We start from the raw sequence: 21,627 nt of genomic DNA, 5'->3' as shown, positions 1-21,627 counted from the left end.
AAATCCGGCGCCGCGCCGCCCGTGCCGGAGTTTCCCGCCTTGCCGACCGCCCGGCCTGGCCTTGGGGGCCGATCCTACCGGCGTGTTTCCGTCCGTGAATTTTTTCACGGCGGTTCGGATTTATCGTGGATTTGATCTACGCTTGAAAACGGTTGTCCGGTGTCCAGTCTCGCCACCGGACCCTTGACACCGATTTCACCGAAAGGGAACACACCATGTCCATCAAACCGTTGTCCTTGATCCTGGGTTTCCTCGCCGCCGGCGTGGCCGTCGCGGCGGAACAATCCGGCACCCACCCGCCCCAGACCACCACCACCACCCAGGCCACCCCGGCCACCACCCCGCCGCCACCGCCCCCTCCGCAGAGCCTGGCCGATTATTGCAGGGAACACACCTGCTGACGGACCCGCGCCCACCGTTCCGATAATTCCAATAAAATCGCAGGCTTATCCTATGACGATGAAAAATCAGCTCCGCGCCTCCCTGCTTGCCGCCATGTGCGGCGTGGCATCCAGCCCCCTGGCCCTGGCGACCGACGCGCCGCATTGGACCTACGACGAGCAAGCCCATTGGGGCGATATCCTGAGCGAAGACCCGCTCGCCAGCGGGGCGCACCTTTATCCTTATGCCGTATGCGATATCGGTGGCAACCAGTCGCCGATCGATATCAGCGCCGCCAAGCTGGTCCATCCCGATGCCTTCAACGCGCTCAGGCTGGCCTACGCCAGCGCGCTCCAGCCCACCTACCTCAACAACGGCCATGCCGCCCAGGTCAAGATGGCGACCGATTATCCGGGCGTTTTGAGGATCGGCAAGGACGAATATCCCTTGTTGCAATTCCATTTCCACGCGCCCAGCGAGCATAAGGTCGACGGCGTGGTCCACGCGGCGGAATTGCATTTCGTGCATATCCGCCAGGACGGCAAGATGGCGGTGGTGGGGGTCTTCCTCGACGAGGGGGCCGAGAACAAGACCATCGGCAAGATACTGAAGTCCATGCCCACCACGTCCGGCAGCGCCTCCGGTCCCGCCTTGAATCCGATGGCGCTGTTGCCGGCGGCGGTGGACCGGCAGTCCTTCTATACCTATGGCGGCTCGCTGACCACGCCGCCTTGCACCGAAGGGGTGAATTGGTATGTGCTGGCGACGCCGATCACCTTGTCCACCGCCCAGCTCGACCAGTTGAAGGCCATCTACGACGGCAACGCCCGCGACGCCGGGGCGGCCCGCACCGTGACCAGCACCCTGCCCTGAAGGTTGGCCGGCACCCAGGCCCCGCTTGGGTGCCGGTCCGATCCCGCGCTATCCGTATCTCCCAAACCCTGTTCCCGCCGCCGGTGGCCCGGCGGCGGTCCGGGCTCAGCCCGCCACCGCGGGCGCGGGCAGGGTGAACACCCCCACCGATTCCACCAGATTGCCGGAGAAGTCCACCAGGCGCTCGGTTTGCCGGCCTTGGTCCTGGAGTTCCCGGTAGGTATGCTCGGTGCTTTTTTGGATCTGCACCGCGCGTTCCAGCAGCCTTTGGGCCGTTTGCGCCTGGGTCGTGGAACTGGCGGCGATGCGTTGCACCAGTAGCACCAGGTCGGCGGTGGTGTCGCGGGTGCCGCGCATCTCCCCGCCGGCCTGCTGGGCCAGCTTGGTGCCTTCCACCACCTGGCTGATGGCCTCGTTCATCGTGGTCACGGTGTCCACCGTCTCGACCTGGATGTTGTTGACCAGGCTGGATATCTTCGAGGTGGCCTCGCGGGCGTTCTCGGCCAGCCGCTGCACTTCGTTCGCCACCACCGCGAAGCCGCGTCCCGCCTCGCCGGCGGAAGCCGCGTGCATGGAGGCGTTGAGGGCGAGGATGTGGGTGCGTTCGGCGATGCTGTTGATGAGGCTGACCGCGCCGCCGATTTCCTGGGAACGCTCGCCCAGGCGCTTGATGCGCTTTTCCGTTTCGCGGATGGTGTCGCGGATGGAGGTGATGCCCTGGACCGTGTTCAACACGGCCTCCTGGGCCTTGTCGGTGTTGCGAATGGCTTTTTCCGCCGCCTCGTTGCAGGACTGGGCCAGCAGGGAGATGTCGCGCATGGCCGTGGACGCCTCGGTCAGCTCGGTCGCGGCTTGTTCCACCTCGCGCTTTTCCTCGGTGGCCACCTGGATGATGGTGTCGGCCTGGGATTTCACCTCTTGGGAGACCCGCGCCACGCTCTGGGCGATCTCGTTCACCCGCACCAACACCTTGGCGGTCTCGCCGGACAGGAGGTTCAAGGCGTCGGCCACCAGGCCGGTGATATCCTCGGCCACCGGCAACTGGACGGTCAGGTCCTTGTTCTGGGCCACTCCGGCCACGGCCTGGAGCAGTTCGATCATCGAGTTGTTGAGCGTTTCGTTTTCGAGCTTGATCTGGGCGTTGATTTCCCACAACTGGCCCGCCATGCGGTCGAACTGGCGGCCCAACTGGCCGATCTCGTCGGAGGTCTCCAGGTCGGCGCGGACCGTGCCATCGCCCTTGGCCAGCCGGTCTATCACCCCGATCAGATGGCCGACCGGGACGGTGATGCTACGGACGATGAGGACGGCGAACACGACGCCGACGACCAGGAAGACGAGCATGAACGCGGCGGTGGTGGTCTGCTGGGCGCGGGCCTTGGCCACCCGGCTTTTCAAGGAGGTGTCCAGCACTTCCAGGATCGCGTCGGTCAGCGTATAGAACTGGGCGGTGGCGGGGTCGTACACCTTGCGCCAACTGGACACGGGATAGTTGACCTGTGGCGCGTCTATGATTTCCCGGCGGGTGGTTTCGAGTACGGTTTCCGCGAGCTGGATGGTTTCCGCGAGCTGGGGGGCCAGTTCGGCCTCGGCCTCCGGCATCCGGGCGAAGGCCTTGAGCAGGGGGGCTTGTAGCAGGTTGGCCATACGGTAGCGGATGAGGTCCATATTGATCGACAGCTTCACCTTGTCCGCGGGCGAGGCTTGCTTCGCTTCCAGCATATAACGGCCCGCGCCACGCAGGTCGGAGATGGCGTCGATGGTCTGGAGCATACCGCCCTGTAGGGTGACGATCAGGAAATGCTCGGGCCCGCTATCCTGGCTCAGCCTGAAATGGTCGAAAAGTTTTTCCGTGAGTTGGATCGAGGTGCTGGCCAGCTTGTCGTGCCATTTGAAGCTGGTGTCCTCGTCGATCTGCCGGTCGTTGACTTGTTTGAGCAGCGTGCGCCAATCCTGGGCCAGGCTTTCCCATTGCGCGACGATGGCCGGGTCGGCCACGTCGCGCTTGACCACGGCGTCCGTGGACGTGATGAGGTCCAGGGATTTCTTGGCGTAGGGCGGGAATAGGTCGGCTTCCTTTTCGTTGTCCAGGAAGCGCTTCGCCATGCCGCGGGATATTTGGAGGGTGTAGGTGGCTTTGAAGGCCGCCATCAGCGGCGCGGTCCCCCGCGATTCGAGGGCGCTGGCGTCGATATCCTGTTGCAGTTCGTTGAAATACAGGCTCAATGGGAATGCGATTGAAACGAAGGCGATCAGGCCCAGGATCATGAATTTCCGGGCCAGGGAAAGCCGCCCGAGTGGGCTGCCCCCGAAGGGTTTGCGCTGTTGGATCATGGGATTTTCCCTAGGGTTGTGGAGGGGGTGGCGGTTTTACGGGAGCGCCAGCCCGGTTTCGAGCAGGCCGCGTATCCGGTCCAGCAGGTCGTCGTCGCGTACCGGCTTGGTGAGGTAGGCGTCGATGCCGGCTTCCGCCGCCAGCTTGCGGTGGCGCTGGGTGGTGCGCGAGGTGATCATCACGATGGGAAGCCGCCCGTATTCCGGGCGGGCGCGGATATGCCCGGCCAGCTCGATGCCGTTCATACGCGGCATTTCCAGGTCGGTCAGGACGATGTCGGGCCGGACCCGGCCCAGTAGCTCGGTGGCCTCGACGCCGTCGCGGGCGGTCTGGACCCGGTAGCCGACATCGCCCAGGAGCTGTTCCAGGGCGCGGCGGTTGCTGAGGGAGTCGTCCACCACCAGGGCCAGGGGCAGGCCGGAGGCCGGTTCCCCGTCCCTGGCGGCGGCTTCCCCGTCCCAGGGCGCGGCGGCCGGGCCGGGCGCGGCCCCGCGCAGCAGTTCGGGCAGGTCGATCACCGGCACCACCGCGCCGTCGCCCAGGACCGTGGCGCCGATCACGCCCGGCGGTTTGGCGAGGTAGGGTCCGAGCGGCTTCACCACCACGTCCCAGCTATCGAGGAGGGCGTCGACCCAGACCGCCGTCGCGCCGTCGGCGGCGCGGGCCAGGAGGAGGACGCCCCGGCCGTCGCCGTCCGGCCGTCGCGGCACGCGCAGCAGTCCGCGCAGGGTCGCCGCCGGATAGTCCAGCCCGTCCAGCCGCGCCCAGGCGGGATCGCCGCCGGGTTCCGCGTCGTCGCGGTGGCGGATTTGCTCCAGCCCCTTGTTGACGATGGCGACGCGGTGCGGGCCGACCTGGGCCAAGAGGGCCAGCGACCGGCTCAGGGGCAGCGGTATCCGCAGTTCCACGCCCAGGCCGGCCCCCGGCGTGGAGTCCAGGGCCAGGCTGCCGCCGAGGGCGATGACCCGCGCCCGCACCGCGTCCATGCCCACGCCGCGCCCGGAGGTCTGGGTGGCCCGCTCGCGGGTGGAGAAATTGGGCCGGAGGATGAGTTCGGAGAGTTCCCGCGGGGTCGCGGCCTGGCCGGGTTCGAGCAGCCCGCGCTTGACGGCGGTGGCGTGGATCGCGCCCAGGTCCAGGCCGCGCCCGTCGTCTTGGCAGTGGACCCGCACCTGGCCGCCCTCGCGCTCGAAGGCGATGACGATCCGGCCGGCCTGGGGCTTGCCCAGGACGGCGCGTTCTTCCGGGCTTTCCAGGCCGTGGTCCACGGCGTTGCGGAGCAGGTGCATGAGCGGGTCGGCCAGGGCTTCGAGGGTGTCGCCGTCGAGCAGCATGCCGCCGCCGGCCAGGGTCAAGCCGGCTTGTTTGCCGGTGGCGCGGCAGGTTTGGCGCAGGCTGCGCTGCAAGCGTGGCAGGAGGCTCTCGGCGGTCAGCAGGCGGGTGCGCATCACCGCTTCCTGGGTGTCGAGCGCCAGGAGTTCCTGTTGCCCCAGGGTTTCGTTCAGCGCGTCCAGTTCCTTGCCGATATCCAGGCCGATTTCACGGGCGTCCACCGCCGCTTCGACCAGGCGGCGGCTGGCGGTGTGCAGCTCGTTGTACTGGTCCATCTCCAGGTTGTCGAAATCCTGGCCGCCGGTGCCGCCGGCGGGGCCGGACCAGTCGCGGACATCGATCAATTCCTCCAGTTCCGCGCCCAGCCCTTGCAGGGATTCGAACTGCGCCCGCATGGCCTGGAGCTGGATTTTGATCCGCCGCAGGCGCTCGTGGGCCTGGGCGCTGTGGACCAGGCTTTCCCCGGACAGCCGCAGCAGGCTCTCGATCCAGGCCGTGGGCACCCGCACGGTGCTGGTGCCGGGGGTGTCCTGGGGCGCTGGCGGGGCGGGGGCGCCGTCCTGGGTGTCGGCGGGATGCGCCGGGGCGGGCGCGTCCGGCGCGTCCAGGGCGGAGAGTCCGTCGCGGTCGATGCGGTTGGCCCAGTCCAGGACTTCTTGCAGCACCGTCCGCGCCTCGGCGGGGGGGGTGCCCCGGCCTTGCAGGGCTTCGCCCATGGCCTCCAGGCAATCGGCGGCGTCCAACAGGGTCCGTGCCAGGGCGGGGCCGGGCATCCGGCCTTCCTTGGAACAGGCGGACAGGATGTCTTCCAGGTGGTGGGTCAATTGGGCGACGCCGACGATGCCGACGGTGTTGGCCGAGCCCTTGAGGGTATGGGCGAGGCGCTGGGCGGTCTCCAGGTCGTGGAGGCCGCCGCCCGCGCCCAGGCGCTGCGCCGACTCGGCGAATTGCCGGGTATGGAGCGGCAACTCCTGGAGCAGGATGTCCAGCAGTTGCGGGTTCACGTCCGGCGGCGGGGCCAGGGACACATCCTCCGCCGTGGCGGTTTGGGGACGGGTGGGCGTGGATTCCCCGCGTATTTCGCGCAGGTCGCCGCCGTCCATCCGTTCCAGGATGTCCGCCGCAGTGGCGGCGGGCAAGGGCAGGGGCCAGGCCGGGTCTTGCAAATAAGCCACCACCCCGCGCCCGGCGTCCGGGGCGGTGGACTGCGGCAGGTAGCCGGCCACCCGTGCCAGCCATTCCCGCGGCAGGCGCAGCCGGGCCGGGTCCGCCGCCGGGGCGTCGTCCAGGAAGCGCTGGAGGTTGGCGCCGCAATGGCCGCACAGCCGCGCCAAGCCGCCGAAACCGGCGGCTTCCGCCGCGCTGCCCAGGCATTCCAGGGTTTCCCGCGCCTGTGCCAGGTCTTCCGCCGTCCCGGAAATCCCGGCGCGGTGCAATTCGGCATCGGTGGCGCAAACCTGCATGAGCAGGAGTTCGATCAATTCGCGGGCCGCGCCGGGCAGGGCATCCAGCGCGGCGCGGTCCGGGGCGTCCTGGCGCAGGGGCGGGGGCCAGGACGCGGCGGCGGCGGTGTGGGCGTCCTCGGTCAACAGGGCTTCGAGGGTGGCGATATCCGCGTCGCACAGGGGCAGGTTGAGGGCGGGATGCTTGAGGAAGTCGAGGATGGCGGGGAGGGTGGCGGCGGGTTCGTGGCGGTAGGCCGCGACCAGGCGCGGCCAGCTATCGAGCAGGGGCGCGGTGCCCGCGTCCAGGGGGAAATCCGGCTCGGCCAGGGTTTCCAGCAGGAGCAGGGAAATATCCTGGATGCCTTGCAGGCGGTCGAGTCCGGCCTGCTCGGCGAGTTGGCCCAACCCGGCGGCGTATTCTTCCACACCGCGGGGCGCATCCGCCCCGGACCCGGCGGTCCGCCCGCCGTCGCCGGGCGGCAGGGTGCGGGCGTCCTCGGTCAACAGGGCTTCGAGGGTGGCGATATCCGCGTCGCACAGGGGCAGGTTGAGGGCGGGATGCTTGAGGAAATCGAGGATGGCGGGAAGGGTGGCGGCGGGTTCGTAGCGGTAGGCCGCGACCAGGCGCGGCCAGCTATCGAGCAGGGGCGCGGTGTCCGCGTCCAGGGGGAAATCCGGCTCGGCCAGGCTTTCCAGCAGGAGCAGTGAAATATCCTGGATGCCTTGCAGGCGGTCGAGTTCGGCCTGCTCGGCGAGGTCCGCGTACAGGCCGGCCAATTCCAGCCCGGGGGTTCCGGTTCGTGGGTTCATGCTGTTCCTCCATTACTCCAAGGCGATCCGCGACCCCAGGTCGGCGAACAAGGTCTCGAAGTGGATTTCGAGCCAAATCTCGCCGCCGTGCGCCCGTCCGCCCTGGACATAGGGCCGCAGGGGCGTGGGCACGCGCGCGGGCGGCGCGGGGGGGGGCGCGGCGTCCAGGGTTTCCGGGAGGCCGTCGCTCCATACCGCCGCGACCCGTTCGCCCCGGCCGATGGCGAGCAAATGGCGGGTTCCGGTCCGGGTCGCGCCCAGCCAGCGGCCCAGGTCGAAGACCGGCACCAGATGGCCGCGCAGGTTCAATAGGCCGTCGAACCAGGGCTGCGTGCCGGGGAACGGGTTGATCCCCGGCCGCATGACGATCTCGCTATGCGCTGCCGCGGGCAACAGCCAGCCCAGCCCGCCCGTCCGGAATCCGAAGCGGGCCGCGGGCGCGGCCGCGCCGGTGTGGGCGGGGGCGTGGAGCAAGGCCAGGGTTTCCATGAGCGGCAGCCATTCCGGGGCGTCCGCGAAGGGGGATGCGGCGTTGTCGGGGGCCATGGCGTTAGAGCATCTCTAATATTTCGAGGATTTCGCGCCCTTCGTAGGGCTTGCCGACGATGCCTTTCGCGCCCTGCATCTTCGCCCAAACCTGGTCGGCCTTCTGGTGCTTGGTACTGACGAAGACCACCGGGATGTGCTTGGTATCCTGGTCGGTGTGCAGGCTCCGGCAGACGGCGAAGCCGTCCATGCCGGGCATGACGATGTCGAGGAAAATGGCGTCGGGCTGTTCCCGCTTGGCGCGGTTGACGGCCTCTTCCCCGCTGGTGGTGGTCAGCAGGGTATGCCCCGCCTCGTGCAGGACTTGTTGCAGGCGGGCGAGGTCGGTGGCGGAATCGTCGCAGATCAATATTTTTTTGACGGTCATGGGGAGGTTCCTCGTATGCGTGGTGGGTGGGCCGGCCCGGCGGCACGGTGCCCTGGCCGGTCCGGGAAAGGTTTCCCAACCGGGCAGGGGCCAACCTGGGGTATCAAGGCGTGCCTATTATGGGCTATGGGCGTGGGGGGGTGGGTCCGCTATCGGCCCGGTAGTTTTCCAGCCAACCCAGGATGCGGCGGCCGAGCTTGTGGAAGGCTTCCGGTTGGATGGGCTTGTTCAGGTAGGTGGTACAGCCGGAGATGACCCCTTTGACCTCGTCCAGCGGCGAGGTCTTGGCCGAGACCATGATGATCGGGGTTTTCTTGTAGGCCGGGCGCTTGCGTAGCCGGGCGCAGGTTTCATAGCCATCGATCCCCGGCATCATCACGTCCAGGAAGATCAGGTCGTAATGGGTGGATTCGGCCTTGGCCAGGGCGCTTTCCCCGTCGTCGGCGAAATCGACGGCGGCGATCCGTTCCAGGGTCGCGAGGTTGAATTCCAGGGATTTCTGGATCGCCAGGCTGTCGTCCACCACCAGGGCCCGGTAGCCGGGCAGGGTTTCCGGGGCCGGGGCCGCCGCCACGGGGGCCGGTTGCGGCTGGGCGAGCGGCAGCCGGTCCAACAGGCCCAGCACCTTGGTGGCGATGAGCATGCCGCGCAGTTGGTGTTCCGGGGCGCAGTCGGCGCTGCCGTGGCCGACCGCGACCCAGATGGCTTGGGAATGGTTGCGGAGCAGGGTGTCGCGGTCGCGCTGGATGGCCGGTTCGTCGCAATTGACCAGGAGTATGTCGAAGGAGTCCCGTTCGCCGGGCGGTACGATGGCGTAGCGCCTCGCGCCGGGACGGGGGGTTTGGAACATGCGGTTCAGCCGCTCCATATCCATCGCGCCGAATCCCAGCGCCGCGACCCTGGCGCTTGGCATGCTGTGCAAACCCGGATTGTCACTCTGTGTTTTCATGGCACTTCAAATCCTTAAGGTGGTGGTTGGTCTCGTTAGGTTTAATCAAGGTAGACTATATTGCGTAACTTTGCATATGTATATCCAAACGCAAATGGATTAAACCGGAGTCCGTATGGGCGAAACTGGCTCTCCCATGGCGACACCAGCGGATTATAGGTATGGACAAGTCATTATATGGCGAAGTAGCGGCGTGTTTCCCACTATCATTGGCCGCTTAATCCGCCGGGATTTTCGATCCGATATCGCTTATTTCCATACCCGGCGTATCTATCCTGTGTATCCATGTATCCGTTGGAGGCCTTTGACTGTCCCGTGCCATTTTCGGGCGCGGTGCCTCCGGGAAACGTCTTCTTCCCCCCGGCCCTGGGGTGGGCGGCGTCGATGCACCATTCACGGGCGTTATCCCGCCCTAAACCGGCTCCGTGCCTGTTCATGGTTCGGATTTCCCGCCGCCCCGGCCCGGAAACCCTACCGCCAGCCTGGAAGAATGCGTGGCGTTCCTTGAATACGCGCTTTCCGGAGCTTGGCAAGATGTTTGCACACCCACGGCCATGACGTGTTTCTTGGGTTCCCACGGCTAGCCGTGGGTGCGTGGTGTTGACGCCGCTTCCCGGCCGGGTTCCGGGCGGGAAGGGCGGCGATTCATAGACAAGGTAGTTCGGTCGAACCATGATTCAGCAAATTTCCATAGCGGCGGCCTCCGCGCTGGTCCGCCAAAAATCCCCGGTGATCCTCGATGTGCGCGATGCCGCCGCCTACGGCGACGCCCGCATTCCCGGCGCCATCCATGCCACCCTCTCGACCATACAATCCACGGTCAAGAAGTTCCGACGCGATATGCCCTTGTTGATCTATTGCTACCGGGGCAATAACAGCCTGGATTGCGCCCGCTTGCTGGCGAACTGCGGCTTCAGCGAGGTGTACAGCCTGGAGGGGGGGTTCTACGCCTGGCAGAAGGCGGGGCAGGCCATCGAGGGTCCGCCGCGCGGTCCCGCCGTGGTCAAGCTCAACCCGGTGGCGGAATGGCTGCTGGAACAGGGCGGCGATCCCGGCGACGCCAATCATCCCCTGCCTTGCGGCACCCCGCCCTTGATCAAGGCCTGCCAGCGCGGCTTGGCGGATATCGTCCGGGGCTTGGTCGAGGCCGGGGCCGACCTCCGCCGCGCCGACGCCTATGGCAACGACGCCCTGTGGGCCGCGTGTTATAGCGACGACGTGAAGACCATCGCCGCCTTGCTGGAGGCCGGGATCGATATCAACCGGCGCAATCCGGCGGGGGCGACCGGCCTGATCTACGCCGCCTCGGCGGGCAAGACCGAGGCCGTGGCCTATCTGCTGGAGGCCGGGGCCGACGCCCAGATCAAGACCCAGGACGATTTCACCGCCCTGGATTTGGCGGCGAACCTCGATATCCTCAACCTGCTGCGGCGCGGGCGGCGGCGCTTGGCCGGGGTGGAACGGGCCGGCGTCAGCCGATGTACACCCGGCTTTTCCCCCCCGCCAGGCGTTTGACCTGGACCCGCGTCCCGATCCGCTCGGTCATCTCCTGCACATGGGAGATGACCCCCACCTTCCGCCCCTGTGCGTGCAGGCAATCCAGGGCGTCCATGGCGACGCGCAGGGTGTCGCTGTCGAGGCTGCCGAAGCCCTCGTCGATGAACAGCGATTCCACCCGCACCTTGTTCGAGGACAGCGCGGCCAGCCCCAGGGCCAGGGCCAGAGACACCAGGAACGATTCCCCGCCCGACAGCGAATGCACCGAGCGCACCTCGTCGGCCATGTCCCGGTCCTCCACCATCAGGGCCAGCTTGTCCGGCACCCGCCTGAGCCGGTAGCGCCGCGATAGGTCGGCCAGATGGCGGTTGGCGTAGGCGATCAGCACCTCCAGGCTGAGCTGCTGGGCGTAGTTGCGGAATTTCTTGCCATCGTGCGAACCGATCAACTCGTTGAGCTGGCCCCAGAGCCGGGCGCTGGCCGCTTGCTGTCCGATCCCGGCCAGGAGGGCGGCGGTCTGGGCTTGGCGCTGGTCGTCGGCGCGGAGCAGGGCCGCGAGTTCCACCCGGCGGGTGTCGGCGGCCTTGAGTTCTTCGGCCAGGAGGGCGAGGCGTCCGCGCAGGCTGTCCGCCGTGGCCGGGGTGGCGCGGCGTTGTTCGATGGCGAGGCGGCGCTGGCGGCGTTCCTCGGCGATGGCGCGGGTCTCCCGCAGGGCGTCGGCGAGGGCTTGCAGGGCTAGGCGTTCGGTTTCGATCCAGGGGGCGTCGTGGCCCAGGAGTTGGCGCAGTCCGGCCAGGTCGAGGGCGGGTTCTTGCGGGCGCTCGGCGTTGAAGTGGGCCAGCCATTCAGCCAGGGCGTCGGCGCGGGTCCGGGCCGCTTGTTCATGCTGGCCGAGCCGGTGGTGGGCCGAATCCAGGCGGGTGTGCGCGGTGGTGGCCTGGGTGCGGGCTTGCTCCGCTGTTCGGGTGGCGGTTCGTTCCCGGTCTTGGGCGGCTTCCAGGGCTTGCCGCAGGGTGTTTTCCACCGCCGCCGTGGATGCGCCGTCGAATAGCCGGGCGCGTTCGCCGCGTTGTTGGCTCAAGCGGCGGTCGATGTCCTGGAAAATCCGTTCGGCCTCCCGGTGCTGGTCGAGGGCTTTTTGTTGCGCCGCTTGTTGGGAACCGAGGGTCGCGGCCAGGATTTCGAGCCGCTGTTTCAGTGCGTCGCGCTGGCGTTGCCGCGCTTGGTAGATATCCACCCGCTGCTTGAGCTTGGCATGGAAACCGCCGGGATCGGCCCGCCAAGGGTCTTGCCAGCCGGAGTCCGGCAGGATTTGGGCGAGGTCGGCCAGCGAGCGGTCGCGCCGTTCCGCCGCTTGCAGGGCGAGGGCTTCGGCTTGGCCCAGGGCGTCCTGGTGGCGGGCGCGGGCGGTTTCGGCGGCGGTTTCGCGCTGCCGGGCCAGGTTCAGCGCCTCGCGGGCGGTGTCGCGGATTTGGCGGGCGGTGTCGAGCGCGGCCTGGGCGCGGCGGGCGGCGGTTTCCCGTGTTTCCAGGTCGGCCCGCGCCGTGTTGACCGCCGCCAGTTGGGTGGCGAACCAGCCGGGGCGGCCGGGTTCCGGGATTTCCGCCAGTTCTCCGGCCAAGGGTTCCGCCGTCCACGTCGCGGCCAGCCGGGCGGTGTCGTGTGCGAGCCGGTCCAGGGCGGGTTGGATGTCTGCGGCTTGTTTTTGGCAGAGGGCCAGCGCGGCACGTTGGCCGCGTTCCTGGTCCAGAAGGGTTTCCAGGGCTTGCCGTTGCGCGGTGGCGGCTTGCGCGAGCGCGTCCAGCACGGCGCGCAGGGCCGGTGCTTCCTGGGCGTAGGGATGTTCGGGCGAGCCGCAGACCGGGCAGGGTTGGCCCGGTGCCAACTGGCCGCGCAATTGCTCGATATTTTCGGCACAGGCCAGCTTGGCGGTGTCGAGGGCGTGTTGGGCTTGGTGGGCGCGGGCTTCGGTGCCGGGTTTGTCGGCGGCGATGCGGGCGAGTTCGGCGGTGGCGGCGGCGCGGTCTTGGTCCAGGCGGTCGCGTTGCTGTTCGAGTTCGGCGCGGCGGGTTTCGGCTTCGGCGTAGCCCCGCCACAGCTTTTCCGCCCGCGCCAAGTCGTCGCGCCGGGCGTCCAGGGCGCGGCGTTCCCCGGCCAGTTTTTCCCCGTCGAAACCGGCGCTGGTGCGTTCGGCGGCTTGGTATCCGGTTTCGGCGGCTTGGGCGGCGCGTTCTTCCTGTTCGCGGGCTAGGCGGGCTTGTTCCCGTGCGTTCAGGCTGGTTTCCACGTCGCGGGCGGCTTGGGATTGCTGGGCGAGGGCGGCGACGGTTTCCCGCTCTTGGATACCGGCGGATCGGAGCAATTCATCCCAGCGCGGCCAGGCTTCCGACAACTTCCGGGTGATGGCTTGCTTGTCCGCCGCCAGCCAAGCGGCGGTGGTTTCGTATTCCTGGGTGGTCGCGGCTTGTTCGGTCCGGGAGGCGGCGAACTGCTGTTCGGCTTGGGCCAAGGCGGCGCGGGCGGTTTCCAGTTCGCGGGCGCGTTCGGCGTGGGTCTGGGCCGTGAGGGCGGTTTCCGTGTCCAGCGCTTTGGCCCGTTCCAGGTCGGGCGCGGCGGCGGCTTGGGCCTGTTGGGCGGCGAGCGTGGCGGCGCGGGCGGACTCCAGGGCGGTTGCGGCCTGGGCGCGGGTTTGTTCGGCGGCTTCGGCTTCGGCTTCGAGGCGGGCGGCTTCGGCGCGGGCGGTTTCGACTTGGGCCTCCGCTTCGTCGGCGGCGCGGAGCGGGGTTGCCGCCGCTCGCACCTGGGCGAGCCGGGCCAGGAAGCGGCGGCGCGGTTCGGCTTCGGCGTGATGGCGCTCGTTGTCTTGGTGGCGGGCAAGGGCGGCGGCTTCGTTGGCCTGGGCTTCCGACCATTCCCCGTGCCAGCGCAGATGGCTTTCCAGCGTGTCGCGCTCGGTTTCGAGCCGGGCGGTGGCTTCCACGGCGGCGGCGTGTTCGGCTTCGTGGGCGCGGCGCTCGGCGGGGTCCAGCGGCTTGTGGCCTTCCAACCGGGCCTGGAGTTCCTTCAGCTTGGCCTGTTCCTCCTTGTCGCGTTCGTGGGCCTTGCGCGACAGCAGGCTATAAATCTGGGTGCCGGTCAGGGTTTCCAACAGCTTGCCGCGCTCGGCGTCGTCGGCCTTGAGGAAGGCGGCGAATTCGTTCTGGGCCAATAGCACGGCGCGGCGGAATTGCTCGAAGCTGAGTCCCAGGCGCTGTTCGATCTCGGGCAGGACTTCGGTCTTGCGGGCACCGATGGCGATGGCTTCCGGCAGTTTGACGAGGCTCATGTCCACGGCTTGCAGCTTGTTGCCGGGCTTGCGGTTGGCCCGCCATACCGACCAGCGGGCGCGGTATTCGTGGCCATCGTTGCCCAGGAATTCGACCTCGGCATAGCCTTCGCCCGCCCCGCGCCGCAGGAGGTTGCGGGTGTCCTGCTGGCCGATGGGCGAATCCTTCACGTCCGGCAATTCCACGCCCTGGCCCGGCACCCCGGCGAGGCGCGGCGTGCGGTTGTAGAGCGCGAGGCAGAGCGCGTCGAGCAAGGTGCTTTTGCCCGCGCCGGTGGGGCCGCAGATGGCGAACAAACCCGCCGAGGCCAAAGGTTCCATGCGGAAATCCACCTGGAATTCCCCCGCCAGCGAGGCGAGGTTCTTGCCGCGTATCGCCAGGATTTTCATGCGCCTTCCTCCAGTTGGCACAGGCTCAACAAAGTGTCGAAGGCTTGCCGCAATTCGGGCGGGGTTTCGCCGTGGTAATGGCGGGCGTAGAGGTTCTGGAACACGGTGCCGGGCCGGAAGTCGCCGAGTTCCTCCAAGGGCTGGGCGGGGTCTTCGCCGCCCGCCGCGGGGCCGTGGCGGCGGTCGATGCGGGCGAGGCGGACGTGCTTGCCGTCGAGGGCGGCTTCGATCCGCGCCGCGAGGCCGGGTTCCGGCAGGTCGAGCCGCACCCGGACTTCGAGATAGGGCCGTAGCGGCACCTCCGGGAGGTCCAGCCCGGCCAGGATATCCAGCACTTCGGTCACGGGCGCGTGTTGCTCGGGCACGCGCAGCAGCGGCACGAAGCGCGGCACCGGGATGGCTTCGACGGCGGCGACCCGCTCGCCGTCCAGATCGACCCGCAGGATTTGGTGCGGATAATCGATCTCGCTGAAGGAGAGCGGCAGGGGACTGCCCGAATAGCGCAGGCGTCCCTCCCCGCCGATGGTTTGGGCGCGGTGTAGGTGGCCCAGCGCCACATAGGCCAGTTCGGCGGCGAAGATGCCACGGGGCAATGAATCGGCCCCGCCGACCACGATGCGCCGCTCGGAATCTTCCGACACCGCGCCGCCCGCGATATGGCAATGGCCCAGGGCGATCAGGGCTTGCCCCGCTTGCCGCCGGACCAGGGCGGCATCCAAGACCCGGCGGTAGAGCCGTTTGACCCCGCGCACGTAATCGTCCTCGGCCAGTTCCAGCACATCGTTGTCCTCGGAGGCGGCCAGGTCGGCGGGGCGCAGGAAGGGCACGGCGAGGCACCACGCGCCGACCGTGCCGTCGGCGCGGGTCAGGGGCACCACCAACCGTTCCGGGTCGAACCCGCCCGCAGGGTCGCGGGCCGGTCCCACCACCCGCACGCCGAAGGCGTCGAGCAGGGGCGAGGGCGCTTCCAGCCGGGCCGGGGAATCGTGGTTGCCCGCGATCAGCACGATATCGAGTCGGGGGCAAAGCCGCTTGGCCGCGCTGACGAAACGGTAGAGCTGTTCCTGGGATTTGGCGGAAGGGTTGGCGTTGTCGAAGATATCGCCCGCCACCAGCAGGGCGTCGGCCCGTTCCGCTTCCAGCCGGTCCAGCAGCCAGTCCAGGAACAGCTTGTGCTCCTCCTCGCGGTCGTAGTCGTGGAAGGTCTGGCCGAGGTGCCAGTCGGAGGTGTGCAGCAGGCGCATGGTGTTTCCCCTGGGGGCGGTTGGGCGGAGGGGGGAGACTTTAGCGTGCCGGACGGGAAACGGGTACTCCCCGGAGGGGAAGGTGGCCTTGCTTTAGGGGCTGCGGGGGGAAGCGCCGTGGGCGGGCCCGCCCACGGCGTCGCGGCCTTTACTTGGCCGGATGGATGATCTGGGGCTCGAAATGCGCCGCCGGATACTTGGGATCGTAGGGGGTGGTGGCGGCCGCCGCGGCGCTGGAGCTGTGGGCGGCCAGGTCCGGGGCTTGGTAGAGGACCTTGGCCTCGAAGGTCGCCGCCGGATATTTGGGATCGTGGGCGGTGGTGGTGCCGCCCGAAGTGTGGGAGGCGAAGTCGGGCGCGAGGTAGATCACCGAAGGCTTGAAATCGGCGGCGGGATAGGCCGCCTGGGCGGAAGCGATGGGAGCGCCGGAAGCCAGGGCGACCAACAGGGTGGCGGTACGGAATGCGTGGGTCATGGAATCCCTCCTTAAGCGATTGCGTTCTACTTTGGAATTTGAATCTGTCGTCTGGCGTTCGGGGCCAGTGGCGGGCATTAGTTTCGCGTGCAAAGGCGAGGCTGTCCACCCGTATCGTGGGGGGATCGCGGCTCAGCGCAGGGCTTCCATGCGGCGCAGGGCTTGTTCCAGCAGGGCGCGGCTACAGCCGAAGTTCAGCCGCACATAGCCCGGCCAGCCGAAATCCCGCCCGTCCGAAAGTCCGAGTCCCGCCGCCTCGAAGTGGGGTAGCGGGTTGGTGGCGTCGATGGCGCGGGCGTCGATCCAGGCCAGATAGGTGGCTTCCGGCACGGTCAGCCTGAGGCGTCCGCCGTCCTGGAACCCATCGCGCAGCAGGTCGCGGTTGCCCCTGAGGTATTCGATCAAACCGGCGAGCCACGCGCCGTCGTCGCGGTAGGCGGCTTCGGCGGCGGTATAGCCCAGCAGGTTGGTCCAGGGCACCAGGCCGGCCATTTCCCGTTGGAAGCGGCGGCGCAGGGCGGGGTCGGGGATCAGGGCGAAGGCGCAGCCCAGTCCCGCGATGTTCCAGGTTTTGGAAGGGGCCAGCAGGGTGATGGTGTGGCGGGCGAAATCGGGATCGAGCCGGGCCAGGGGGGTATGGCGGAGTCCGGGGTCGAGCAGGAGGTCGCAGTGGATTTCGTCGGAACAGACGACGAGCCGGTGGCGGCGGGCGATGGCGATGATTTGGGCCAGTTCGTCCTCCCGCCAGGCCCGCCCGACCGGGTTGTGGGGATGGCACAGCAACAACAGGCGGGTGCGCGGGGTGATGGCGGCTTCGAGCGCCTGGAAATCCCATTCCCAGCCCGCCGCGCCCTCGGCCAAGGGCACGGCGATGAGTTCGCGGTTGGAGAAGCCGGGGGCTTGCAGGAACGGCGGATAGATCGGGGTGGCGGTCAGCACGGCGTCGCCCGCGCCGCCGACCGCGCGGCAGGCGAGGTTCAAACCCTGGACCAGGCCGGGCAGCCAGACGAACCATTCCGGTTCGATGGCCCAACGGTAGACCCTGAGGGCATAGGCCTGGACGGCTTCGACCAGGCTGTCCGGGGCCAGGGTATAGCCGAACACGCCGTGGTCGACGCGGCGGCGCAGGGCGTCCATGACCGAGGGCGGGCTTTGGAAATCCATATCCGCCACCCACAGCGGGAGGATGTCGCGGTCCTGGTATTTGCTCCATTTATGGCTGGCGGTGGGGCGGCGGTCGGGGGGGGTGTCGAAATTCATGGGGTGGCCTTCCGGTCTGGGATGGGGATGGCCTGCGATTGTGGGCGGTCCGGGCGGGGTGGGGCAAGCCCCCCAGGGCCCATGCCGGGTGGGGGGATGGCCGTCCCGGACGGGGCGTTCCTGTGGCGTCCATGCCGCGGAACCGGGGGGTTTAGAACTGCTCGAAACCGTCCTCGTTGACCTCCTTGTCGGAGGCACCCCATTGGCGGGGGTCGCGGCTGCTTATCGCCGCTTTTTTCATGAACGCCGGACCATGGGCCGGACCGGAGGGGGCGGCCCGATGCTTGCCATCGTGGGTGGCGATCCTGAAAAAACCCAGGGTCCGCTGCAATTCCAGGGCCTGGTCCTTCATTTCCACGGCGGTGGCGGAGAGCTGCTCGGAGGCGGAGGCGTTCTGCTGGGTGGTCTTGCTGAACTGGTTCATGGCCTCGGAGATTTGCTTCGCTCCCAAAGCCTGCTCCTCGGAACCGGCGGCGATTTCCTGGACCAGCCCGGCGGTCTTCTGGATCGAGGGGACGATCTCGTCCAGCAGCTTGCCGGCCCGTTCGGCCAGGCCGACGCTGGACCCGGCCAGGGCGCTGATCTCTTGCGCGGACACCTGGGCGCGCTCGGCCAGCTTCCTGACCTCGGCGGCGACCACGGCGAAGCCCTTGCCATGTTCCCCCGCCCTCGCGGCCTCGATGGCGGCGTTGAGGGCGAGCAGGTTGGTTTGATAGGCGATGTCGTCGATGAGCCCGATCTTGCCGGCGATCTGCTTCATGGCCTGGACGGTGCGGGAGACGGCCTCGCCGCCTTCGGTGGCCTCGTGGGCGGTCTGCTCGGCGATGCCGTCGGTGGCCTTGGCGCTGTCGCGGTTCTGGTCGATGGAGGTGGCCATTTGCTCTATCGAACTGGAGATTTCCTCGACGCTGGCGGCCTGTGTGGAGGCGGCCTGGGACAGGGATTGCGAGGTGGCGCTGACCTGCTCGGAGGCCGAGGACAGGGTTTCGGCCACGGTGTTGACCTCGCCCAGGGTCTTGGAAAGCTTATGCAAGGTGTCGTTGATGGTCTGTCCCAGTTCTTTGAAATCACCCCGGTAGTCGCCTTCGATGGTGGCACCGAGGTCGCCCTGGGCGACGCGGGCCATGGCTTGGCGGATTTCGTCCATGGGTCCGGCACCGGCGGCGAGGGTCTGGTTCATGCCCTCGACGATCCTGCGGAAATCGCCGCGGTGGCGCGCGGTGTCGGCCCGGACGGCCAGTTCGCCGGCCAAGGTGGCCTGGGCCAGCAGATCGGCGTCTTCGATCAGGGCTTTGATGTTGGCGCGGACCTGTTCGACGGTGTCGTTGATGAAGCGCTTCTTGCCGGGGAATTGTTCGATCTGGGCGTCCATGTCGCCCTCGCCGAAGGCCTGGAAGCAGGCCATGGCTTTTTTCTTGACGGCGATGTGGTCGAACACCATGGTGTTGACGCCCTCGGCCATGGTGCGGTAGGTGCCCTTGAACTTGGCGGCGTCGATGGCGACGTCGATATCGCCCAGGTCGTGCTGGTGCGACATGTGGTCCATCTCGGCGATGAGCGTGTTGATGTTGTCGATGGCGAGGTTGAGGTTGTCCTTGACGGCGTTGAAATCGCCGTTGTAGGCGTCGGTGATCTTGGGCGGGATATCGCCCTTGGCGATGCGGTCGATGTAGCCGGCGGCGACGTTGAGGGGACCGATGACGGCGTCGAGGGTGTCGTTGACGCCCTCGACGATCCTACGGTAGTCGCCCTGGTGTTTGGCGGCGTTGGCGCGGATGGCGAGCTTGCCCTCGACGGCGGCCTTGGAGAGCATGAGGGCGTCGGCGACCAGGGCGTTGACATTGTCGATGGCGAGGTTGAGGTTGTCCTTGACGGCGTTGAAATCGCCGTTGTAGGCGTCGGTGATCTTGGGCGGGATATCGCCCTTGGCGATGCGGTCGATGTAGTCGGCGGCGGCGTTGAGGGGACCGATGACGGCGTCGAGGGTGTCGTTGACGCCCTCGACGATCCTGCGGTAGTCGCCCTGGTGTTTGGCGGCGTTGGCGCGGATGGCGAGCTTGCCCTCGACGGCGGCCTTGGAGAGCATGAGGGCGTCGGCGACCAGGGCGTTGACATTGTCGATGGCGAGGTTGAGGTTGTCCTTGACGGCGTTGAAATCGCCGTTGTAGGCATCGGTGATCTTGGGCGGGATATCGCCCTTGGCGATGCGGTCGATGTAGTCGGCGGCGACGTTGAGGGGACCGATGACGGCGTCGAGGGTGTCGTTGACGCCCTCGACGACCTTGCGGAATTGCCCCCGGTGCTTGGAAGCGTCGGCCCGTACCCCGAGCCTGCCCTGGATGGCGGCCTGGGTCAGTTGGTTGGCGTCTTCGATCAACTGGTTGAGAGGCCCGATCACGGCATCCAGGGTGTCGTTCACGCCTTCCACGATCCTGCGGAAATCCCCCCGGTGCGTGGAGGCGTCGGCGCGGATGTCCAATTTCAGCTCGCGGGCGGCCTGGGCCAGCATCAAGGCATCGGCGACGATGGCGTTGAGGGTGCCGGCCAGGGTGTTGACCGCCATGATGAGGCTGGTGTCGGTTTTGCCGGCGGTGTCGATGGTGAAGGCCAGGTCGCCGGCGGCCAGCCGGTGCAGGAGGCGCGAGGCCTCGGCCGGTTCGCAGCCCAACTGGCGCAGGACGCTGCGGGTGATGAGGAAGCCCAGCAGGATCGCCACGGCGAGGGTGGCGGCACCTATCAGCGAGCTCCATAGGATCGCCTCGTCGTAGGCGCGTTGGGCTTCTTCGCGGGCTTTGGCCGCCTCCGCGGCTTGGTAGGCCGAAAAATCGCTCAGGGTGTCCAGCCATTGGCGATGCGGGATGCGTATCGATTTGAGCAGCGGCCAAATATCCTCGGTCTTGCCGCCCAGGCCCGCCGCCAGCAGCTGATCGTTCATGCCATGGGCGGTCTGTTTGAGTTCGGTGGCCTGGGCCAGCAGGCGCTTGCCTTCCCCGGTGGTCACCTTGTCCCGGAGATAGCGCTCGTCCTGGTCGTATTGGACCCGCGCCTCGTCTATGCGCCGTTTCATTTCCTGGTCGAAGGCGGGTTCGGTGGATATGACCAGGTTGCGCAACGCGATGGCTTCTTCCTCGGAGGCGCTGCGCATCCTATCGAGCGCCTGGATCTTGGGCAGCTTGTTGGCCGAGATCGTGTCCAGTCTTTCCTGGGTCTGGTTCATCTTGTGCAGCCCGAGTGCCAGGATGCCGGCCATGAGCAGGGCGATGATCGAAAAGCTGCTTATGAGTTGGTGGCCGATCTTCATGATGTGTCTCCCGTTGGAGTTTTAGAGGTAACCATGGGCATGGCGCGGAAATAGGGTGGGGTCAAACCGTAATAAGCCGCCATTGTATAGCGGGTGATAATGCGGCTGGGCGGAGATGGACGATGGGATTAAGAACGGTGGGCTGCTTTGAATCCACGCTGCCATGAGTATCTTAGTGGGGGATCCATTGATTCTATTAATAGACATATAAATAAAATAAAACACCCTGGCTTGGCGAAGCCGATTGCGGGGATTAAGGCGGCTGTGCATTTTCCAACGAACCCCGTATGGGGTGGGTGGGGCGGTTGGGAAAGTCTTCACCCTACGAATGGCCCGGTTTTATGGATGGGTAAATCTAGTAGGGATATTTGATATTACAAGCCGGTGTTTGGGTTTTAAAAACGATAAAACCGCTTATATGGATTAATGCGATACCACTCTCGATCCGGTTTTCAAGGTATCCGCGGGGTTGGCGCGGCACCGCGGAGGCCCGGCGGGCCGGTCCGGCGCTTCATAGCGGTTCGATACGGATTTTTGTGGTTTCTTTATATTCCCCGCCGCAAACTTGACGCTATTTTTGCGCCCGCCCCGATAAGCTAAATCCCGGTTCAACCACACGGGATAAAGCCATGCCTGACCGGAGCTACGTAGGAATCGACCGCAATCGGCACAATGAGTGGGAGGTCGTGTTATGGGACGGCGACCGGATTTGGTCGCGAGTCTTCAAGAACACTTGGGCCGAACTGGGCGAATTGGTGCTGTTCATCGCCGGGCATGGCCGGAGGCCGAGGATCTGCCTCAACCCGACCAGTCCGGCCGCGCTCAAATTGATCAAGTCGGTGGGCGGCATCCCCGATGCGGAAGTGCTGCTGTTGTCGGCGGAAGGGATGCGGCTGCACCGGCCTTGGTTGCGCGGAGATGCCCGGCTTCCGGGCGGCGGCGAGGCCCGCGCCTTGTTCCTGGCCCGTTGTGCCGAGCGGATCATCTAGCGGGGGGGGCGCCGTTGGGCGGGGTCCGTGGCAAGGGAGGTTCCCAAGGCGGGGGTGAGATATGGGGCGCTATGCCAGGATTTACGGATTCCGCGGCGGGGAAACCCA

Annotated in this window: 14 protein-coding genes; 4 read left to right on the top strand and 10 right to left on the bottom strand. The window is 67.2% G+C overall.

The features are described 5' to 3' along the window. Positions 1–215 precede the first annotated feature (215 nt). Both K5658_RS11960 and K5658_RS11955 read left to right on the top strand, forming a co-directional pair. On the top strand, positions 216–401 hold the full coding sequence (locus K5658_RS11960) for a hypothetical protein (protein ID WP_221063362.1): 186 nt from the start codon (positions 216–218) through the stop codon (positions 399–401). A gap of 52 nt (positions 402–453) precedes the next feature. After that, positions 454–1,254: a carbonic anhydrase gene (locus K5658_RS11955; RefSeq protein WP_221063361.1), complete on the top strand. Its 801-nt coding sequence runs from the start codon at positions 454–456 to the stop codon at positions 1,252–1,254. Positions 1,255–1,359: 105 nt separating this feature from the next. Here the strand turns inward: K5658_RS11955 and K5658_RS11950 are convergent, their stop codons facing one another. From K5658_RS11950 to K5658_RS11930, 5 genes are all read right to left on the bottom strand, one after another. Next, a complete protein-coding gene (locus K5658_RS11950; RefSeq protein ID WP_221063360.1) occupies positions 1,360–3,588 on the bottom strand; it encodes a methyl-accepting chemotaxis protein in 2,229 nt (742 codons plus the stop codon). Positions 3,589–3,624: 36 nt separating this feature from the next. Continuing rightward, positions 3,625–7,176: a hybrid sensor histidine kinase/response regulator gene (locus tag K5658_RS23955; protein WP_221063359.1), complete on the bottom strand. Its 3,552-nt coding sequence runs from the start codon at positions 7,174–7,176 to the stop codon at positions 3,625–3,627. A 12-nt stretch (positions 7,177–7,188) separates the two neighbouring features. Then, the gene (locus K5658_RS11940) at positions 7,189–7,722 is read right to left on the bottom strand and encodes a chemotaxis protein CheW (protein WP_221063358.1); all 534 of its coding nucleotides are present in this window, start codon (positions 7,720–7,722) and stop codon (positions 7,189–7,191) included. A 4-nt stretch (positions 7,723–7,726) separates the two neighbouring features. After that, positions 7,727–8,089, bottom strand: coding sequence for a response regulator (locus K5658_RS11935; RefSeq protein ID WP_221063357.1), 363 nt, complete (start codon positions 8,087–8,089; stop codon positions 7,727–7,729). Between the two features lie 124 nt (positions 8,090–8,213). Beyond that, a complete protein-coding gene (locus tag K5658_RS11930) occupies positions 8,214–9,038 on the bottom strand; it encodes a response regulator (RefSeq protein ID WP_221063356.1) in 825 nt (274 codons plus the stop codon). Positions 9,039–9,710: 672 nt separating this feature from the next. On the opposite strand from K5658_RS11930, the gene K5658_RS11925 reads away from it, so the two are divergent. Continuing rightward, entirely contained in the window at positions 9,711–10,553 is an 843-nt protein-coding gene (locus tag K5658_RS11925; protein ID WP_221063355.1) for an ankyrin repeat domain-containing protein, read from the top strand. On the opposite strand, the gene K5658_RS23950 is transcribed toward K5658_RS11925, so the two are convergent. The 5 genes from K5658_RS23950 to K5658_RS11900 form a co-directional block, all read right to left on the bottom strand. Continuing rightward, a complete protein-coding gene (locus K5658_RS23950) occupies positions 10,510–14,250 on the bottom strand; it encodes an AAA family ATPase (RefSeq protein WP_221063354.1) in 3,741 nt (1,246 codons plus the stop codon). The two genes, K5658_RS11925 and K5658_RS23950, sit on opposite strands and share 44 nt — an antisense overlap. Continuing rightward, positions 14,247–15,494: an exonuclease SbcCD subunit D C-terminal domain-containing protein gene (locus tag K5658_RS11915; RefSeq protein WP_221063353.1), complete on the bottom strand. Its 1,248-nt coding sequence runs from the start codon at positions 15,492–15,494 to the stop codon at positions 14,247–14,249. Before K5658_RS11915 ends, K5658_RS23950 begins: the two co-directional genes overlap by 4 nt. A gap of 148 nt (positions 15,495–15,642) precedes the next feature. Beyond that, on the bottom strand, positions 15,643–15,969 hold the full coding sequence (locus K5658_RS11910; RefSeq protein WP_221063352.1) for a hypothetical protein: 327 nt from the start codon (positions 15,967–15,969) through the stop codon (positions 15,643–15,645). Positions 15,970–16,101: 132 nt separating this feature from the next. Continuing rightward, complete coding sequence (locus K5658_RS11905; RefSeq protein ID WP_221063351.1) at positions 16,102–17,229, bottom strand: MalY/PatB family protein; 1,128 nt, start codon at positions 17,227–17,229, stop codon at positions 16,102–16,104. Between the two features lie 151 nt (positions 17,230–17,380). Further along, entirely contained in the window at positions 17,381–20,530 is a 3,150-nt protein-coding gene (locus tag K5658_RS11900; RefSeq protein WP_221063350.1) for a methyl-accepting chemotaxis protein, read from the bottom strand. A 629-nt stretch (positions 20,531–21,159) separates the two neighbouring features. On the opposite strand from K5658_RS11900, the gene K5658_RS11895 reads away from it, so the two are divergent. Beyond that, positions 21,160–21,519, top strand: coding sequence for a hypothetical protein (locus tag K5658_RS11895; protein ID WP_221063349.1), 360 nt, complete (start codon positions 21,160–21,162; stop codon positions 21,517–21,519). Positions 21,520–21,627 lie beyond the last annotated feature (108 nt).

The sequence above is a fragment of the Methylomagnum ishizawai genome (assembly GCF_019670005.1).
GTDB classification, from domain to species: Bacteria; Pseudomonadota; Gammaproteobacteria; order Methylococcales; family Methylococcaceae; genus Methylomagnum; species Methylomagnum ishizawai.
Note: the sequence above shows the minus strand (reverse complement) of the source record. Positions and strands in the feature narration are given on the sequence as shown.

What these genes read in the sequence shown, in the direction of transcription:
- K5658_RS11960 (WP_221063362.1), top strand. Translation starts at nt 216, where the DNA reads ATGTCCATCAAACCGTTGTCCTTGATCCTGGGTTTCCTCGCCGCCGGC.
- K5658_RS11955 (WP_221063361.1), top strand. Translation starts at nt 454, where the DNA reads ATGACGATGAAAAATCAGCTCCGCGCCTCCCTGCTTGCCGCCATGTGC.
- K5658_RS11950 (WP_221063360.1), bottom strand. Translation starts at nt 3,588, where the DNA reads ATGATCCAACAGCGCAAACCCTTCGGGGGCAGCCCACTCGGGCGGCTT.
- K5658_RS23955 (WP_221063359.1), bottom strand. Translation starts at nt 7,176, where the DNA reads ATGAACCCACGAACCGGAACCCCCGGGCTGGAATTGGCCGGCCTGTAC.
- K5658_RS11940 (WP_221063358.1), bottom strand. Translation starts at nt 7,722, where the DNA reads ATGGCCCCCGACAACGCCGCATCCCCCTTCGCGGACGCCCCGGAATGG.
- K5658_RS11935 (WP_221063357.1), bottom strand. Translation starts at nt 8,089, where the DNA reads ATGACCGTCAAAAAAATATTGATCTGCGACGATTCCGCCACCGACCTC.
- K5658_RS11930 (WP_221063356.1), bottom strand. Translation starts at nt 9,038, where the DNA reads ATGAAAACACAGAGTGACAATCCGGGTTTGCACAGCATGCCAAGCGCC.
- K5658_RS11925 (WP_221063355.1), top strand. Translation starts at nt 9,711, where the DNA reads ATGATTCAGCAAATTTCCATAGCGGCGGCCTCCGCGCTGGTCCGCCAA.
- K5658_RS23950 (WP_221063354.1), bottom strand. Translation starts at nt 14,250, where the DNA reads ATGAAAATCCTGGCGATACGCGGCAAGAACCTCGCCTCGCTGGCGGGG.
- K5658_RS11915 (WP_221063353.1), bottom strand. Translation starts at nt 15,494, where the DNA reads ATGCGCCTGCTGCACACCTCCGACTGGCACCTCGGCCAGACCTTCCAC.
- K5658_RS11910 (WP_221063352.1), bottom strand. Translation starts at nt 15,969, where the DNA reads ATGACCCACGCATTCCGTACCGCCACCCTGTTGGTCGCCCTGGCTTCC.
- K5658_RS11905 (WP_221063351.1), bottom strand. Translation starts at nt 17,229, where the DNA reads ATGAATTTCGACACCCCCCCCGACCGCCGCCCCACCGCCAGCCATAAA.
- K5658_RS11900 (WP_221063350.1), bottom strand. Translation starts at nt 20,530, where the DNA reads ATGAAGATCGGCCACCAACTCATAAGCAGCTTTTCGATCATCGCCCTG.
- K5658_RS11895 (WP_221063349.1), top strand. Translation starts at nt 21,160, where the DNA reads ATGCCTGACCGGAGCTACGTAGGAATCGACCGCAATCGGCACAATGAG.